This is a genomic window from Rahnella sp. P4_A8 (assembly GCF_056402435.1).
In genome coordinates this window covers 146,462-163,239 of the sequence record NZ_JBFUHK010000002.1, presented here as the reverse complement: position 1 = coordinate 163,239, position 16,778 = coordinate 146,462, and the positions used below count along the sequence as shown (strand labels likewise).

Sequence of the window (16,778 nt, the reverse complement as noted above, 5' to 3'; positions counted from 1 at the left end):
AAAACAGGGAGATATCCATGAACTTACGCCTGACTGGGCTGGCGTTTGCGACAGTTTTACTGGTCGGTTGTGCCGGCACATCCGGATCATCGGACAGCGAACAGCAGGGACGTTCTGATCCGCTCGAAGGTTTCAACCGGGTGATGTTCGACTTCAACTATAACTATATGGATCCGTATCTTGTGCGCCCTGTCGCGGTGGCGTGGCGTGATTACGTGCCGCAACCGGCGCGTAACGGCACCAGCAACTTCCTGAGCAACCTGGATGAACCGGCCAGCATGGTTAACTCCTTGCTGAAAGGCGATCCGTACCGTGCAGCGATCCACTTTAACCGCTTCTTCCTGAACACCATTTTAGGGATGGGGGGACTGATCGACGTCGCCGGGATGGCGAACCCGAAACTGGCGCGTGAAGAGGCGCAGGGCTTTGGCAGCACGCTTGGCCATTACGGCGTGGGTTACGGCCCGTATGTGGTTCTGCCAGGTTACGGCAGCGCGACAATTCGTGATGAAGGTGGTGATCTGGTTGATGATTTGTATCCGATGCTCAGCTATCTGACATTCTGGATGTCAGCCGGTAAATGGGTACTGGAAGGGGTGGAAACCCGTGCAGAACTGCTCGATTCTGATGGCCTGATCCGTAACTCTTCTGATCCGTATCTGTTTATACGTGAGGCTTACTTCCAGCGTCATGATTTTCTGGCAAGAGGCGGTCAGCTGATGCCGCAGGAAAACCCGAACGCCGCACTGATTCAGGGCGACCTGAAAGATATCGACTCGGAATAACCGTTCCGGACACACAAAAAAAGCGCCTTCTGGCGCTTTTTTTATATCAGGCGTATCACTCAGTTCATCAGAAGCTGTAGTTAAAGTTCGCGCCGTACAGCATGGCGGTCCCTTTGGCCTGGTATTCGTAATTCGGTACACCATCAGCGACTTTCTCACTGATGTTCACCGTCTGGCCATGCATATAGGAGACACCGACGTCCACAGATGCGTCTTTATTGAAGGCGTAAGTGGTACCGGCTGAAATCCAGAAGCGATCCTGATCCGGGATAGAAATGGTGCGGTTATCTGCCGGAACCGGGCTGTCATCAAAGGCGATACCGGTACGGAACGTCCAGTTATCGTCATAGTAGTAGGTGGTACCCAACGCGATGCGGTAAGCATCATGAAAGCCTTCATCTTTCTGGAACAGCGTCTGGCCGTTAGAACCGGTGGCTTTCAGCTCCTGGAACTGGCTCCAGCTGGTGTAAGCCAGGCTGTAGTGAATCGCCCATTTTGGTGCCACACGGTTATAACCGGACACTTCCCACATTTCTGGCAGGTTCAGGGTCAGGGAACCCGGAACAGTTTGACCGCCAGTCCCGCCTAAGGCTTTTGGAATGCCGTTGCGGTATTCGCCATCGAAGTCAATTTTGACTTCAGAACGGTAGGTGAAGCCGTAGCGGTTATTATCATCCACTTCATACAGAATACCGGCGTTCCAGCCGTAGCCCCACTCATTGCCTTTCAGCTTGGCGGCTTCCGTATCCGCAGGCAGCCGGCCACCGGTTTGAATTGGCACCAGTTCACCGGCGGTACGACGGAATTTAGCTTTCGCGTAAACGGCATCAAAGCCCAGGCCGAAGCTGAAATGCTGGTTCAAACGGTAAGCAACGCTTAAGTTAGTGTTGACGGTAGTGAGGTCAGTTTCGCCGCCGATCGGGCCTGCCGGATAATTATCGCTGAATTCTGTCGCCAGACCGTAGTTTGACGTAGCTGATGCACCGACGGCCCATTGATCATTGAGCGGCATAATAAAGTGCAGGTTCGGTACCCACTGATTTGGTGCAATGTTATCCGCATCAGTGCTCTGACCTGTAACCGGCGAGTTGCCCGTCACTTTGACATCCGGGTCGATATAAATCGCGCCCGCGGAGAAGGAAGGACGATCAAACATGGTCATGGTTGCCGGGTTACGGCTCCCGGATGCCGCGGTGTCAGCGATGGCACCTTCACCCGAGAAAGAGCGACCTAAACCCGCAGCGGTATATTCATTTAACTGAAAACCTGCTGCATATACGTTGGAGGAAACAATTGCCACTGCAGCTGCCAGAGCTGATCTTTTAAACAGGTTTTTCTGGTTCATGACCAAAACCTCAATTTTATGTTTTTTATCAAACAATGTTACATAGAGTAACAATGAGCGCGGGATTGTAGGGTCCGTTATCAGTCTGACAAATCAGACCAGTGAGCGAAGTATAGGTCTGACCTGTGGTGAAGTTGCAATAATGTTTCGTTGATATTTCTTATTTGATGCAAGAAATTGGATCTGCTTAACAAAAAACAAACAATAAAAGTTCAATTAAGAAACGTTAAAGTGAGAACAATAACGCTGTAATCATCGATTACTTACATATACGTGATCTGGATCACCTGAAAGGCACATAATAAGTAAGTGCTAGTGTGTTGTCAGAGAGGTGGCGTAAAATACAGGCTGGAAATAAAACTTTATTCGCAAACAGGCCAGACGGTGGATGTTGCCGTTGGTGCCGGGGAGAAATTATGTCTGACGTAACCATGTCCTCTAAATCCACTCAACCTCTGCATTCCATCAACAAATGTGGTGCGGAAGAAACCGCAGCCTGCTGTTGTGTAGATGTGGGTACCATCATGGACAACACTGATTGCACTGCTTCTTACAGCCGCGTTTTCGAAACCGAAGCCCAGGCGAAAGAAACCCTGCAAGCCCTGACCGAACGTGCCCGCGGCGTAGAATCTGAGCCGTGCGAAATCACCAGCCGTATCGAAAAAGTAGCAGGCGGTGTTGAACTGAATATCGATTTTACTTTCAGCTGTCAGGCTGAAACGATGATCTTCCAGCTCGGGCTGCGTTAATCCCCGTCATACTTTGAGCCGCAGATGCGTTGGCTGCACTCAGTAACCCGAATCACTGACTTATGTCAGCTCATCGGGATTACTTCGATTGCCGCCTTCCTGCGACTCAAATTATTTAGGGGAAGTTGTAATACCGCTTAAATAAGCGGTATTTTTTTGTCTGCTATTTCTGCCTGCCGCCTTTCTTCTCATTCTTATTTCAGAAAAATTTGCTGTTGCTCGCACTTCATTGCCTTTCACTTTGCCAAATGTAAATACATAGTTAAAACTGAGTTATCAGGTCTGACCTCTTAGGACCCTATTTTTCTCAGGAGCTCGTATGAATAACGTTATTCCACTGGTGACGCGTGAGGGCGATCGCATTGCGATTGTCGACGGCTTGCGCACGCCGTTTGCCAAACAGGCCACCGCTTATCACGGCATTCCTGCTGTCGATCTCGGCAAAATTGTGGTCAGTGAGCTGCTGGCAAAAAGTGGGATAGACCCGAAGCACATCGACCAGCTGGTTTTCGGCCAGGTAGTCCAGATGCCGGAAGCGCCGAATATCGCCCGCGAAATTGTGCTCGGCACCGGCATGAATGTGTCGACCGATGCGTACAGCGTTTCACGTGCCTGCGCCACCAGTTTTCAGGCGGTCGCCAACGTGGCCGAAAGCATTATGAGCGGCATGGTGCAGGTCGGGATCGCAGGCGGAGCGGATTCTTCTTCAGTACTGCCGATTGGCGTCAGCAAACGTCTCGCCCGCGCCCTGGTGGATGTTAATAAAGCGCGCACTCTGTCGCAGCGCCTTTCCATTTTCAGCAAACTGAAACTGCGTGATTTATTGCCGGTGCCGCCGGCAGTAGCCGAATATTCTACCGGTCTGCGCATGGGGGATACCGCTGAGCAGATGGCGAAAAGCCACAATATCAGCCGTGCGCAGCAGGATGAGCTGGCGCACCGTTCTCATACGCTGGCTGCACAGGCGTGGGAGCAGGGTTATTTAAGCTCGCAGGTGATGGCAGCGCAGATTCCGCCTTACCGCGAAGTGCTGCAAAAAGACAACAACATCCGCCTGAATTCTGAAATCAGCCAGTACGCCAAATTACGTCCGGCGTTTGACCGCAAACACGGCACTGTTACCGCTGCCACCAGCACGCCGCTGACTGACGGTGCGGCGGCGATATTAATGATGAGCGAATCCCGCGCGCGTGAACTGGGTCTTGAACCTCTCGGCTACCTGAAAAGTTTCGCATTTGCTGCCATCGACGTCTGGGAAGATATGCTTCTCGGGCCTGCTTATGCCACGCCGCTGGCGCTGGACCGCGCAGGGCTGACGCTGGGTGATTTGGATCTTATCGATATGCACGAAGCGTTTGCCGCGCAGACGCTGGCGAATATCAAAATGTTAGCCAGTGATGAATTCGCCCGCGAAAAACTCGGCCGCAGTCAGGCAGTTGGCGAAATAGACTGGGATAAATTCAATGTTCTGGGCGGTTCACTGGCCTACGGACATCCTTTTGCGGCCACCGGCGCACGCATGATTACGCAAACGCTGCACGAATTACGCCGTCGGGGAGGCCGTTACGGGCTGACGACGGCTTGCGCAGCGGGCGGCCTGGGTGCGGCAATGATTCTGGAGGCCGCGCAATGAGAGATAATATGGAAAATCTGAATCCGGCAGATACGGAAGCTGCCGAACCGGCTTCTGCTTTTTCGCTGATGTTTACTGCTGAACACGTGGGGATTATCACCCTCGATGTTCCCGGTGAAAAAGTGAATACCTTAAGGGCTGAATTTGCTCAGCAAATCTGTGCCATTTTGCAAAAAGCACAGCAGTATCCCAATCTGAAAGGTCTGGTGCTGATTTCCGGCAAACCGGACTCGTTCATTGCCGGTGCGGATATCACGATGATTTCCGGTTGCCGGACCGCTGCCGAAGCCAGTGAACTGGCGCAAAAGGGCCAGACGGTGATGTCGCAGATTGCGTCCTTTTCCGTGCCGGTGGTGGCGGCCATTCATGGTAGCTGTCTCGGCGGTGGTCTGGAACTGGCGCTGGCGTGCCATGCCCGCGTGTGTTCGCTGGATGAAAAAACGCAACTCGGCCTGCCGGAAGTACAACTGGGTTTACTGCCGGGTTCCGGGGGTACGCAGCGGCTTCCGCGGCTTATCGGCGCGCCTAAAGCGCTGGAGTTGATGTTAACCGGTCGCAGTGTTCGCGCGAAGCAGGCGCTGAGAATGGGGCTGGTGGATGACGCAGTACCGTATTCTATTTTGCTGCAAACGGCGCTGGAACGTGTGGCAAAAGGACGTAAATCACGTCCGCCATTGCCGTGGCAGGCGCGTCTGGCCGGTGGCCCGTTGGGCAAAAGTTTGCTGTTCCATTTTGTGCGCAAACAGACGCGGGCAAAAACGCACGGCAATTATCCTGCCACCGAAAAAATCATAAATGTGGTGAAAACCGGGCTGGATCAGGGCAGTGGTAGCGGCTATCAGGCGGAAGCTAAAGCCTTTGGGGAGCTGGTGATGACGCCGGAATCTGCGGCATTGCGCGGCCTGTTTTTCGCCTCCACCGCGCTGAAAAAAGAAAAGGGCGGCGATGCCGAACCCTTGCCGGTTCGCCGTGCAGGTATTCTCGGTGGTGGCCTGATGGGCGGCGGTATCGCGAATGTGACTGCCACCAAAGCCGGTCTGCCGGTGCGTATTAAAGACATTAATCACGAAGGCATCCGTCATGCCCTGAAATACAGCTGGGATTTGCTGGAGAAAAAGGTGCGAGGCCGCAGGCTGACCCGCAACGAACAGCAACGGCAGATGATGCTGATTTCCGGCACCACGGATTACAGCGGTTTTGCGCAGATTGATATCGTGGTGGAAGCGGTGTTTGAGGATTTATCGCTCAAGCAAGCCATGGTGGCAGAAATCGAGCAAAATGCTGCCCCCCATACGATTTTTGCCTCAAACACTTCTTCTCTGCCCATTCATAAGATTGCAGAGCAGGCTGACAGGCCGGAACAGGTGATCGGACTGCACTATTTCAGCCCGGTGGATAAAATGCCGCTGGTGGAAGTGATCCCGCATGCGGGCACCAGTGCGCAGACGATTTCGACAACGGTCTCGCTGGCCAGGAAACAGGGGAAAACGGCGATTGTGGTGGGCGACAGTGCCGGATTCTACGTAAACCGCATTCTTGCGCCTTACATCAATGAAGCGGCGCGTTGCTTACTGGCTGGTGAACCGGTCGATCACATCGACAAAGCGCTGGTGAATTTTGGTTTCCCGGTCGGGCCCATCCAGTTGCTGGATGAAGTGGGCATTGATGTCGGCACAAAAATTGGTCCGATTCTGGTGGATGCTTTTGGTGAGCGTTTTGCCGCACCCTCCGGTTTTGATGCAGTGCTGAAAGACGACCGAAAAGGGCGTAAGAACGGTAAAGGTTTCTACCTTTACGGGCAGAAAGGGCGGGCGACGGCGAAGAAACAGGTCGATCCGGCGATTTACCGTCTGCTGAATGTCACGCCAAAAGTGCAGCAATCAGAAGATGAGATCGCCCACCGTTGTGTGATGCTGATGCTCAACGAAGCCGTACGTTGTCTGGATGAAAACGTGATCCGCAGTGCGCGGGATGGCGATCTTGGTGCCGTGTTCGGAATTGGCTTCCCGCCATTCCTTGGGGGACCGTTCCGTTACATGGACCAGTTGGGCATCGCCAGTGTGGTGAAGACACTGGAGCGACTGGCGCATCAGTATGGTGAGCGCTTCACCCCATGCGAAGGGCTATTACGTCGGGCGCATCAGGGAGAACGGTTCTGTTCAGATAGCGGGACAGGCGATAAGGTCAGTAAAGTGTGATTGTGGTCACTGCTTATTGCTGAGTTTCGCGAGAATCTGGAACGGATCATGCTTCATGCTTGCAGTCAGACAAATGCCCGCGGGATCTTTTTTATGGTGGGAATGACTTTGTACAGAAACAATCCCAAGCGATTGATCTACAACCTGAGTGGTTAAAAAATCGCCTGAATAGTTTACAAGCGGTAAGGGTTGGTGTAAAAAACAGCGTTTTCTTTACGTGAAGTTTCAGGCAAAATGCCCGACCGCTGATGCTTACCATGCAAAGCATGTGGGCACAGCGCGTTAAGTGGATGTACTGCCTGACAGCTATCTTGTAATGAGAGACATCAATCAGACAGTGATTGAAATGCTGGGCAATGGGTAATACAGCACGCAAGGCGTTTCTGTATGGCGCTATTTTTGTTAACAAAAGCGGTGCAATATGCAAGTTGTAATCATGCGTCACGGTGATGCAGTTCTCGAAGCTGCAAGCGATTCAGTTCGCCCCTTAAGCGAATGCGGATGTGACGAATCAGTACATATGGCTGCCTGGCTGAATGGCCGTGGCGTCAAAATTGACCGCGTTCTGGTCAGTCCGTACCTGCGTGCGCAGCAGACGCTTGAAAAAGTGCGCCAGTGTCTGGCGCTGCCTGAAAACGTTGAGATTGATATTCTGAAAGAACTGACACCGGGCGGAGATCCTGCTGTGGTCGCCAGTGAACTGCAGCATCTGGCGCTGACCGGCGTCAGCGCGGTACTGGTGGTATCTCACCTGCCGCTGGTCGGTTATCTGGTGGCAGAGCTGTGTCCGGGTGTTTGCCCCCCGATGTTCGCCACTTCCGCGATGGCAAGTGTTGAACTGAACGGTGAAACCGGGCAGGGGACTTTCGACTGGCAGTTCAGCCCATGCCAGGTGATGGCTAAGGTTTAGTTTTCCGGGACGGAAAACTAAACAAAGAAAGGCACAGCTTCTGCTGTGCCTTTCTCGTTTCTGGATATCGGTGTTGAGTTCGCGGTTAGCTGATTTTGTCGTCCAGCTCCACCAGCACCAGCAAAGCAGCGTTGCCGCCGAACTCTTTTGGGGCCTGATGGAAGGCTTCGACATCAGGATGCTGTGCCAGCCACAGCGGAGTTTGCTGCTTGAGAATATGTTTGCCGTGACCGTGCATTACGCAGGCGCAATGCACATGCTCGCGGCGGCAGGCGGCGATCAGCGCGCCCAGTTCCTGCTTAGCTTCTTTCTGTGTTAAACCATGTAAATCCAGAAACAGTTCGGGCGAATAATCCCCGCGGCGCAATTTTTTCAATTCGAAATGACTGACGTCAGGCCGGATATGGCGAACCGGGCCTTCTTCCTGCAACATCGGCTGGAATTCATCGGAAAAATAATAACTCGCGTCCACCTGTTCCTGAATCAGCTTTTTAGGCGACAGTTCTGATACCTTTTTCCGTAGCGGGCGGTGAGTAATCGTATCGTTTTTCAGGCGCTTGATGCCCGGAACAGCCTCGCGGAATAACGCCGCTTCCTCGGGGCTGAGCAGGTGTTTTTTCTTCATTTTTTTATCGTCATTTTCGTTCAATACAGACAGTGTACCTTCCGTCCCCCTGCGGTTTAAAGAAAACTCAGGGTTAAATTCTTCGAGACATCGCGCAAGTGCGTTGACTAGCTGCTGATTTGTGGCAGGCTTCGTGGCAAACTATGCGGCAAATAATGGGTTAAACGTCTGTTAAAAACCCGTGCACTGCCTGGAGAATAAAATTGGACAAAATTTTCGTCGACGAAGCTGTCAGTGAACTGCATACCATTCAGGATATGCTGCGCTGGACCGTCAGCCGCCTGAACGCGGCCAATGTCTATTACGGTCACGGCACCGATAATCCGTGGGACGAAGCAGTGCAACTGGTCTTGCCAAGCGTGTTTTTGCCGCTGGACATTCCTGAAGATATGCACACCGCGCGCCTGACATCCAGTGAGCGCCACCGCATTGTTGAACGAGTCATCCGCCGCGTTAATGAGCGTGTTCCGGTTGCCTATCTGACTAACAAAGCCTGGTTCTGTGACATGGAATTCTATGTCGATGAACGCGTACTGGTGCCCCGTTCGCCAATTGGTGAGCTGATCAGCAACCGTTTTTCCGGCATTCTTAGCGAACAGCCCCAACACATTCTGGATATGTGTACCGGCAGCGGCTGCATTGCCATTGCCTGCGCTTACGCGTTCCCTGAAACCGAAGTCGATGCCGTCGACATTTCTGCCGACGCGCTGGCCGTGGCGGAGCGCAATATCGACACGCACGGTATCGAGAACTGGGTCACGCCAATCCGCTCTGACCTGTTCCGCGAATTGCCGCCGCTGCAATACGACCTGATTGTCACCAATCCGCCGTATGTGGACGAAGAAGACATGTCAGATTTGCCGCAGGAATACCGCCACGAGCCGGTTCTGGGTCTGGCTTCCGGCAGCGACGGTCTGAAACTGACCCGCCGCATTCTGGCCTGCGCGCCGGATTACCTGACCGATAACGGCGTACTGATTTGCGAAGTGGGTAACAGCATGGTGCATCTGATGGAACAGTATCCTCAGATCCCGTTCACCTGGCTGGAATTTGAAAACGGCGGCGACGGTGTCTTTATGCTGACTAAACAGCAGCTCGTCGATTGTGCCGAAGAGTTCCGCGCATACCGCGACTGATATACCCGTCATCGATGACAATCATGACCGGTGTTGTGCCGGTCATTCAGAAAACAATCAACATAATGGTTAAGGAGCCGTGATGGCAGGGAACAGTATTGGGCAGTTTTTCCGCGTCACTACTTTTGGCGAATCCCACGGTGTGGCACTGGGCTGTATTATTGACGGCGTGCCGCCGGGCATTTCGCTGACCGAAGCAGACCTGCAACACGATCTCGACCGTCGTCGTCCGGGCACCTCGCGTTACACCACGCAGCGCCGCGAAGCCGACGAAGTGAAAATTCTTTCTGGCGTGTTTGAAGGCGTGACCACCGGCACCAGCATCGGTCTGATTATCCAGAATACCGATCAGCGTTCGCAGGATTACAGCGCGATCAAAGACGTGTTCCGTCCGGGACATGCCGATTACACCTACGAGCAAAAATACGGCGTGCGCGATTACCGTGGCGGCGGTCGTTCGTCTGCCCGTGAAACCGCGATGCGCGTGGCCGCAGGTGCGGTTGCCAAGAAATATCTGCTGGAAAAATTCGGCGTTAAAGTGCGCGGATATATGTCGCAAATGGGCGATATCACCTGCGAACTGAAAGACTGGGATCTGGTGGAAACCAACCCGTTCTTCTGCCCGGATGAAAGCAAGCTGGAAGCGCTGGATGAACTGATGCGTGCGCTGAAAAAGGAAGGCGATTCGATTGGTGCCAAAATCACCGTCGTGGCGGATCACGTGCCGGTCGGTCTTGGTGAACCGGTGTTTGACCGTCTGGATGCCGATCTGGCGCACGCGCTGATGAGCATTAATGCGGTGAAAGGCGTTGAAATTGGTGACGGTTTTGCGGTTGTCGCAAAACGCGGCAGCGAAAATCGTGACGAAATCACACCGAAGGGTTTCGAAAGCAACCACGCTGGCGGCATTCTTGGCGGGATCAGCAGCGGCCAGCCGGTCGTAGCGCATCTGGCGCTGAAACCGACTTCCAGCATTACCGTTCCCGGCCGTACGATTAACCGCGAAGGCGAGCAGGTCGAGATGATTACCAAAGGTCGCCATGACCCGTGTGTCGGTATCCGCGCTGTGCCGATTGCCGAAGCAATGATGGCGATTGTGCTGATGGATCATTTACTGCGTCAGCGTGCTCAGAACGGCGACGTCCACTCCACAGTGCCACGCTGGTAATTTATCTGATGAATCCTTTACGCACGCTACCTGCGTTTCGTGCTGTTTGCGTCAGTTTTCTGGCGCTTGCACTTTGCGCACCTGCCATAGCCGTAACGCCGTGGCAGAAAATCACCCAGCCCATTTCCGGCACGCCGCAAGCGATTGGCAGTTATGCCAATGGTTGTCAGGTTGGCGCACAGCCGCTGCCGCTGAACTCTCCGGCCTATCAGGTAATGCGTACCGATCAGCGTCGCTATTTCGGCCAGCCGGATTTACTGGCGTTCATCACCCGTCTGGGCACACAGGCTCAGCAAAAAGGGCTGGGCACCATGCTGGTCGGGGATATGGCGATGCCGGCTGGCGGGCGCTTTAGCAGTGGTCACGCCAGTCATCAGTCCGGGCTGGATGTGGACATCTGGTTGCAACTGCCGCGTCAGCGCTGGAGCGAACAGATGTTGCTCAAGCCGCAGCCTATCGATCTGGTCAGCGCCAACGGTAAATCCATTGTGCCAGCTCAGTGGCAGCCACGGATCGAAACGCTGATAAAAATGGCAGCGCAAGATAAAGACGTGGTACGGATCTTCGTCAATCCGGCCATCAAACAACAGCTTTGTCTGGATGCCGGAACGGATCGTGAATGGCTGCATAAGGTGCGTCCGTGGTTTGGTCATCGCGCGCACATGCACGTTCGTCTGCGTTGTCCGGTCGGTAACCTCGAATGTGAAAATCAGGCACCGCCGCCTCCGGGTGATGGCTGTGGCGCTGAGCTGCAAAGCTGGTTCCTGCCACCCAAGCCGGGCAGCGGAATCCCTGTGAAAAAAGAGCCGCCTCCGTTGCCGCCTTCGTGTCAGGCGCTGCTGGATAAACACGTTCTTTAATACGTTTTACTCACCCTTCGCCACGCATAGCGAGCTGACAGAAAAATGGACTGGTTGATTGTTGCCCCGTGGGTTTTGGTTGTTTTATTTTTCGTTGCACTGTTTGCCGGTTTCATTGATTCCATTGCAGGTGGCGGCGGGCTGATCAGCCTGCCAGCGCTGCTGGCGGCAGGTGTGTCACCGGCGCAGGCCATTGCCACCAATAAGCTGTCATCGATCGGCGGATCTTTCTCTGCCAGTCTTTACTTTGTGCGGCGTGGCGTGGTGGATCTCAACGATCAGAAGCTGAACATTGCCTGTACCTTTACCGGTTCGGTGATCGGCGCGATCCTTATCCAGCATCTGCGCGCCGACATATTGCGTCAGGTTTTACCGCTGCTGATCATCTGCATCGGTTTGTATTTTTTACTGACGCCGCGTCTGGGCGAAAGTGACCGGGCAAGGCGCTTAAATGCACTGCCGTATGCACTGGTAGGCGGCGGTTGCGTGGGTTTCTACGACGGCTTTTTCGGCCCCGGCGCAGGGTCTTTCTACGCACTGGCTTTTGTGACGTTATGCGGGTTTAATCTGGCAAAAGCCACGGCACATGCGAAAGTCCTGAATTTCACCTCAAACCTGGGCGGGCTGATCTTCTTTATACTGGGCGGCAAAGTGATCTGGGTGCTGGGATTTGTCATGGCCGCCGGACAGTTTATCGGCGCACGACTGGGCGCACGTATGGTGCTCAGTAAGGGGCAGAAGATGATCCGCCCGATGGTGGTTATCGTTTCCGTGGTGATGAGCTGCAAGCTGATTTACGACAATCATGGTGCTGAAATTCATCAGTGGTTAAGCCTGCATTTATAATGTCCGGAGCAGCAGAATGCTTGCCTGAAGTCATGAAAACACGCGTTTAAACAGGGGTATATTGTCGCCCCTGATCTTACTTTAACGAGTTTCACTGCAATTATGTCTGATTCGACTGCAACACATAACTATCATCAACTGATCGACATTTTTGATTCCTGCTTCTTTGAGGAATTCAACGTTCGCTTAGTGAAAGGCGACGACGAACCGATCTATCTGCCTGCTGATGAACAAGAACCGTTTAACCGTATTGTGTTCGCACACGGTTATTACGCCAGCGGCATGCATGAAATTTCCCACTGGTGCGTGGCCGGGGCCGAACGCCGTAAACGGGTTGATTTCGGTTACTGGTATTGCCCGGATGGCCGCGATGCGCAAACACAAAGTGAATTCGAGAAAGTGGAAGTCAAACCACAATCTTACGAATGGTTGTTCTGTGCGGCGGCAGGTTTCCGTTTCAACGTTAGCTGTGACAATCTCAGCGGCGATTGCGAGCCGGACCGCGTGGGTTTCCAGAACAAAGTACGCGAAGAAGTGCTGCGTATGCTGGAGCAGGGTATCCCTGAAAGACCGGCGCGCTTTATTAAAGCGTTACAATCGTTTTACAATACGGCCCCGTTGACGCCTGCAGATTTCCCTGCATTGCAGCCGATCGAATAAGAACTGAACACGAGAGGAAGAGTAATGATCGCAGAATTTGAAACGCGAATTTTAACGCTAATCGACGATATGGTCGAAAGCGCCAGCGACGATGAGTTATTTGCCAGTGGCTATCTGCGAGGCCACCTGACCGTCGCGGTGGCGGAAGCGGAAGAGAACGGTGAACACACCGCCGAAGCGCTGAAAATCCGTGTTCAGGATGGTCTGGACAAAGCCATCAAAGCCGGTGAACTTTCGCCGCGCGATCAGCTTCTGGTGCAGGGGATGTGGGAAAATCTGTATCAGGCATCTCTCCCTCAGTAATCTCTTTTCAGTAAAAAAAAGCGCAGCGACGGATTAACCGGCTGCGCTTTTTTATTGCCTGAGAAGGGGCTGGTTAATGCGATTCGACCGGGCGGCCTTTCAGCAGTTTTCTGACCCACATCCGGTTCGGGTTCAGTGCTGCCAGCGTGTCACTGTCGAGCGGCAGCGGTTCACCGGCAATCTGCGCCGCCAGAATTTCCGCCCCCAGCGGCGCGGAACTCAGACCGCGTGAGCCGAGCGCGCCAAACAGAAACAGATTTTCATACACCGGCGCTTCTGCAACCGGGCGATGACGCTGAATATCCAGATCCAGTTTTTTATAGCTTTCCAGCAATGCGTCGTAATCTGACACCGAGCCGATCATCGGCAGATGATCTCGTGTCGCGCAACGTACGCCGTTTCGCGCTTCGCCTTCACTCACATCCACGTCATGCGGCCATTGCTGATCCGGCAAACAGTTGAGTAAACGCTGGCGGTTTTCCTGCTGATCCTCCTCAAGGTAATCCGTGCATTTGTCGGCGCGGTGATAGCTTGCGCCAATACAATGATGCTGATTCTGCGGGCTGACCGGCGTCATATAGCCGTCGTAACACAGCACCTGTTTAAGCTTGCTCAGCGCCGGTGTGGTCGGAATATGCGAAACCTGACCGCTGACCGCGTAAACCGGCAGTTTTTCGGTCTGGCTGAAATCTGTAATGTCCGCACCGTTCGCCAGGACTACCGCCTGATGACGGGCAACATGGCCATCGGCAAAGGTCAGCGCCCACTGCGAATCTGCGTCAAAATTTAATGCGGTCACGCGCTGGCGATAATGTACCGTCAAGCCCTGCGTTTCGGCCAGCGCAATCAGCGAAGCCGTCAGTTCTGCCGGACACAGCCACGCGCCGAGCGGGTACGTCACGCCGCCGCTGCCGCATGGCAATCCGCACAACGCTTCCACATCTTCTTCACTCAGCCCTTTCGCCAGTGCTTCCGGCCAGCCGCCTGTGAGAATGCCGTCAATTTTGCCCTGACTTTTTTCGTCATAACCCAGTTGCGTGACGCCACTCCAGCCGTGATCGAAAGGCACATCCCGCTTTTCAAGCTGCGCATACTGGCGGCGGGCGAAGGTGAAGGCATGGGCAAAGAAGTTTTCCAGCGTGTCGCCGCGGCCATTGAGCAACGGATAAACCGCGCCCTGGCGGTTACCGGAAGCGCCGAGCGCCGGTTTTTCATCGGCGCAATACAGCGTGACCGCAAAGCCACGGCGAAGTAATGCCAGCGACAATACGGCGCTGGCGACGCCGCCGCCGAGAAGGGCGAATTCAGTGGCATTTTTCGCCGCCGGGCGCACATACCACGGTGCGGGATGAGGTACATCAATTTTTGCCGGCAGCACACCGGCTAACATATGCCGCTTTTCGCCGAATCCCGGCACCTTGCTGATGTCAAAACCTGCGTCCTGCAATCCGCGGCGGACAAAACCGGCCACGGTGAAAGTGGCGAATGTACCCTGCGGGCGGGTCATTTTCGCCATAGAACGGAATAACGCCTCCGTCCACATGTCCGGGTTTTTGGAAGGTGCAAATCCGTCGAGAAACCAGGCGTCGACCTGCTGATTCATACTGGTGTCACATGCCGGAAGCAGGGTAGTCACATCGCCGAACCACAGATCAAGCGTGATGCGCCCGTCCGCCAGCAGCAGCCGGTGACAGCCGGAAAAGGCCATCGGCCATTGTTCGCAAAGCTGCGCGGAATACGCGGCGAGTTCGGGCCATTGTGTGTGCGCTGTCGCCAGATCATGGGCAGACAGCGGGAATTTCTCGTAGCTGATGAAATGCAGGCGTTGCAGCACAGCGTCGGCGTGCGCGTCGCGGAACGCATCGAAGGCTTGCCACAGCGACAGAAAGTTCAGTCCGGTGCCAAAACCGGTCTCGGCGATGATGCACAACTGGCGGGGGTGAGCGGCAAAACGCGCCGGAAAATGATTGCCATTGAGAAAAACATGACGCGTTTCCAGCAGGCCGTTCTGATTGGAAAAATAGACGTCATCAAAATGTCGGGAAACAGGTGTACCCTGTTCGTTCCAGCTTAATTCAGCGGGTGTGATCGGGTTATGGCTCACGTGAAACTCTCTCAGTTCAAGGCGATGCCGGAGTTTAACGCTGCGTTTGCACCCGCGCAAATTTACCACGATTTACACAAGGAATTGCTGATCGGACTTGTTCGGCGTACAACTGTACGCTAGAGTGCGTGACGAAATCCCAAATGGTGAATAGTACAAGAGGTATTAAATGAAACGTGCAGTGATTACTGGCCTGGGTATCATCTCGAGCATCGGTAACAACAAGCAGGAAGTTCTTGCATCTCTGCAGGAAGGTCGCTCTGGGATCACCTTCTCGCAAGAGCTGAAAGATGCCGGGATGCGTAGTCACGTCTGGGGTGATGTCAAATTAGACACCGCAGGCCTCATCGATCGTAAGATTGTGCGTTTCATGAGTGATGCCTCGATCTACGCTTACCTTTCCATGCAACAGGCGATTGAAGACTCTGGTCTGACCCCTGAAATGGTTTCCAACGAACGTACCGGCCTGATTGCAGGTTCCGGCGGCGGTTCTCCGCGCAATCAGGTTGCGGGCTCCGACGGTATGCGTGCCAAAGGCCTGCGCGGCGTTGGCCCTTACATGGTGACCAAAGCGATGGCTTCCGGCGTGTCAGCCTGCCTTGCGACCCCATTCAAAATTCGTGGTGTTAACTATTCCATCAGTTCTGCCTGTGCCACCTCTGCACACTGCATCGGTAACGCGGTAGAAATGATTCAGCTGGGCAAACAGGACGTGGTGTTTGCCGGTGGCGGTGAAGAGCTGTGCTGGGAAATGGCGTGCGAATTCGACGCGATGGGCGCACTGTCCACCAGCTACAACGAAACTCCAGACAAAGCTTCCCGTACCTACGACAAAGCGCGTGACGGTTTCGTTATCGCAGGCGGCGGCGGTATGGTTGTTGTCGAAGAGCTGGAACACGCTCTGGCACGTGGCGCACACATTTACGCAGAAATCGTTGGCTACGGCGCAACGTCTGACGGTGCAGATATGGTGGCTCCATCTGGTGAAGGCGCAGTGCGTTGCATGAAAATGGCAATGAACGGCGTGGATACCCCAATCGACTACGTGAACGTGCACGGGACTTCTACCCCGGTCGGCGACGTGAAAGAACTGGGCGCTATCCGTGAAGTGTTCGGCGATAAAACCCCGGCACTGTCTTCTACCAAAGCCATGACCGGTCACTCGCTGGGTGCCGCAGGCGTTCAGGAAGCGATCTATACCTTGCTGATGGCTGAATACGGCTTCATCGCGCCAAGCATCAACATCGAGAATCTCGATGAGCAGGCCGAAGGCATGGACATCATCACTAAACCCACTCAGCGCGAGCTGACGACTGTGATGTCCAACAGCTTCGGCTTCGGTGGCACCAATGCCACGCTGGTCATGCGTAAGCTGAAAAACGACAAATAATCTGTCGCTAAGTCAGTCAATAAAAGCCTGCTTCCGAGCGGGCTTTTTTACATCCATCATCCTTCG

At 54.0% G+C, this 16,778-nt stretch carries 15 protein-coding genes; 12 read left to right on the top strand and 3 right to left on the bottom strand.

Features of this window, described 5'->3' with window-relative positions; all coding sequences use genetic code 11:
- The first annotated feature begins 17 nt into the window (after positions 1 to 17).
- Complete coding sequence (gene mlaA, locus AC1DUO_RS01830) at positions 18 to 785, top strand: phospholipid-binding lipoprotein MlaA (protein ID WP_013574531.1); 768 nt, start codon at positions 18 to 20, stop codon at positions 783 to 785.
- 67 nt (positions 786 to 852) lie between these two features.
- Here the strand turns inward: mlaA and fadL are convergent, their stop codons facing one another.
- Positions 853 to 2,130 carry a long-chain fatty acid transporter FadL gene (fadL, locus tag AC1DUO_RS01825; RefSeq protein ID WP_013574532.1) on the bottom strand — a complete coding sequence of 426 codons (1,278 nt, stop codon included), beginning with the start codon at positions 2,128 to 2,130 and terminating at the stop codon, positions 853 to 855.
- Positions 2,131 to 2,546: 416 nt separating this feature from the next.
- Between fadL and AC1DUO_RS01820 the strand changes: the two genes are divergently transcribed.
- The 4 genes from AC1DUO_RS01820 to sixA all read left to right on the top strand — a co-directional run bounded on the left by AC1DUO_RS01820 (position 2,547) and on the right by sixA (position 7,620).
- Entirely contained in the window at positions 2,547 to 2,879 is a 333-nt protein-coding gene (locus AC1DUO_RS01820; protein WP_013574533.1) for a YfcZ/YiiS family protein, read from the top strand.
- Positions 2,880 to 3,198: 319 nt separating this feature from the next.
- Positions 3,199 to 4,512: an acetyl-CoA C-acyltransferase FadI gene (gene fadI, locus AC1DUO_RS01815; protein WP_112197714.1), complete on the top strand. Its 1,314-nt coding sequence runs from the start codon at positions 3,199 to 3,201 to the stop codon at positions 4,510 to 4,512.
- Positions 4,509 to 6,710 (top strand): fatty acid oxidation complex subunit alpha FadJ, encoded by a 2,202-nt coding sequence (fadJ, locus tag AC1DUO_RS01810; protein WP_455268815.1) that lies wholly within the window; start codon positions 4,509 to 4,511, stop codon positions 6,708 to 6,710. The genes fadI and fadJ overlap by 4 nt, the downstream gene beginning before the upstream one ends.
- 421 nt (positions 6,711 to 7,131) lie before the next feature.
- On the top strand, positions 7,132 to 7,620 hold the full coding sequence (gene sixA / locus AC1DUO_RS01805) for a phosphohistidine phosphatase SixA (RefSeq protein WP_013574536.1): 489 nt from the start codon (positions 7,132 to 7,134) through the stop codon (positions 7,618 to 7,620).
- Between the two features lie 85 nt (positions 7,621 to 7,705).
- Here the strand turns inward: sixA and smrB are convergent, their stop codons facing one another.
- Positions 7,706 to 8,245 (bottom strand): endonuclease SmrB, encoded by a 540-nt coding sequence (gene smrB / locus AC1DUO_RS01800; RefSeq protein ID WP_013574537.1) that lies wholly within the window; start codon positions 8,243 to 8,245, stop codon positions 7,706 to 7,708.
- 203 nt (positions 8,246 to 8,448) lie between these two features.
- Between smrB and prmB the strand changes: the two genes are divergently transcribed.
- From prmB to AC1DUO_RS01770, 6 genes are all read left to right on the top strand, one after another.
- A complete protein-coding gene (gene prmB / locus AC1DUO_RS01795; RefSeq protein ID WP_013574538.1) occupies positions 8,449 to 9,381 on the top strand; it encodes a 50S ribosomal protein L3 N(5)-glutamine methyltransferase in 933 nt (310 codons plus the stop codon).
- Between the two features lie 82 nt (positions 9,382 to 9,463).
- Positions 9,464 to 10,549 (top strand): chorismate synthase, encoded by a 1,086-nt coding sequence (gene aroC, locus AC1DUO_RS01790; protein ID WP_013574539.1) that lies wholly within the window; start codon positions 9,464 to 9,466, stop codon positions 10,547 to 10,549.
- A gap of 8 nt (positions 10,550 to 10,557) precedes the next feature.
- A complete protein-coding gene (gene mepA / locus AC1DUO_RS01785) occupies positions 10,558 to 11,409 on the top strand; it encodes a penicillin-insensitive murein endopeptidase (protein ID WP_013574540.1) in 852 nt (283 codons plus the stop codon).
- A 45-nt stretch (positions 11,410 to 11,454) separates the two neighbouring features.
- The gene (locus AC1DUO_RS01780; protein ID WP_013574541.1) at positions 11,455 to 12,255 is read left to right on the top strand and encodes a sulfite exporter TauE/SafE family protein; all 801 of its coding nucleotides are present in this window, start codon (positions 11,455 to 11,457) and stop codon (positions 12,253 to 12,255) included.
- Positions 12,256 to 12,357: 102 nt separating this feature from the next.
- Entirely contained in the window at positions 12,358 to 12,915 is a 558-nt protein-coding gene (locus AC1DUO_RS01775) for an elongation factor P hydroxylase (RefSeq protein WP_013574542.1), read from the top strand.
- Positions 12,916 to 12,939: 24 nt separating this feature from the next.
- Positions 12,940 to 13,218 (top strand): YfcL family protein, encoded by a 279-nt coding sequence (locus AC1DUO_RS01770; protein WP_015696417.1) that lies wholly within the window; start codon positions 12,940 to 12,942, stop codon positions 13,216 to 13,218.
- Between the two features lie 73 nt (positions 13,219 to 13,291).
- On the opposite strand, the gene mnmC is transcribed toward AC1DUO_RS01770, so the two are convergent.
- A complete protein-coding gene (gene mnmC, locus AC1DUO_RS01765; protein ID WP_477986343.1) occupies positions 13,292 to 15,322 on the bottom strand; it encodes a bifunctional tRNA (5-methylaminomethyl-2-thiouridine)(34)-methyltransferase MnmC2/FAD-dependent 5-carboxymethylaminomethyl-2-thiouridine(34) oxidoreductase MnmC1 in 2,031 nt (676 codons plus the stop codon).
- 169 nt (positions 15,323 to 15,491) lie between these two features.
- On the opposite strand from mnmC, the gene fabB reads away from it, so the two are divergent.
- Complete coding sequence (gene fabB / locus AC1DUO_RS01760) at positions 15,492 to 16,712, top strand: beta-ketoacyl-ACP synthase I (protein ID WP_013574545.1); 1,221 nt, start codon at positions 15,492 to 15,494, stop codon at positions 16,710 to 16,712.
- The last annotated feature ends 66 nt before the right edge of the window (positions 16,713 to 16,778 follow it).

Excerpts from the sequence above, each read along its gene's own strand:
- mlaA (WP_013574531.1), top strand. The coding sequence starts at position 18 with ATGAACTTACGCCTGACTGGGCTGGCGTTTGCGACAGTTTTACTGGTC.
- fadL (WP_013574532.1), bottom strand. The coding sequence starts at position 2,130 with ATGAACCAGAAAAACCTGTTTAAAAGATCAGCTCTGGCAGCTGCAGTG.
- AC1DUO_RS01820 (WP_013574533.1), top strand. The coding sequence starts at position 2,547 with ATGTCTGACGTAACCATGTCCTCTAAATCCACTCAACCTCTGCATTCC.
- fadI (WP_112197714.1), top strand. The coding sequence starts at position 3,199 with ATGAATAACGTTATTCCACTGGTGACGCGTGAGGGCGATCGCATTGCG.
- fadJ (WP_455268815.1), top strand. The coding sequence starts at position 4,509 with ATGAGAGATAATATGGAAAATCTGAATCCGGCAGATACGGAAGCTGCC.
- sixA (WP_013574536.1), top strand. The coding sequence starts at position 7,132 with ATGCAAGTTGTAATCATGCGTCACGGTGATGCAGTTCTCGAAGCTGCA.
- smrB (WP_013574537.1), bottom strand. The coding sequence starts at position 8,245 with ATGAAGAAAAAACACCTGCTCAGCCCCGAGGAAGCGGCGTTATTCCGC.
- aroC (WP_013574539.1), top strand. The coding sequence starts at position 9,464 with ATGGCAGGGAACAGTATTGGGCAGTTTTTCCGCGTCACTACTTTTGGC.
- mepA (WP_013574540.1), top strand. The coding sequence starts at position 10,558 with ATGAATCCTTTACGCACGCTACCTGCGTTTCGTGCTGTTTGCGTCAGT.
- AC1DUO_RS01780 (WP_013574541.1), top strand. The coding sequence starts at position 11,455 with ATGGACTGGTTGATTGTTGCCCCGTGGGTTTTGGTTGTTTTATTTTTC.
- AC1DUO_RS01775 (WP_013574542.1), top strand. The coding sequence starts at position 12,358 with ATGTCTGATTCGACTGCAACACATAACTATCATCAACTGATCGACATT.
- AC1DUO_RS01770 (WP_015696417.1), top strand. The coding sequence starts at position 12,940 with ATGATCGCAGAATTTGAAACGCGAATTTTAACGCTAATCGACGATATG.
- fabB (WP_013574545.1), top strand. The coding sequence starts at position 15,492 with ATGAAACGTGCAGTGATTACTGGCCTGGGTATCATCTCGAGCATCGGT.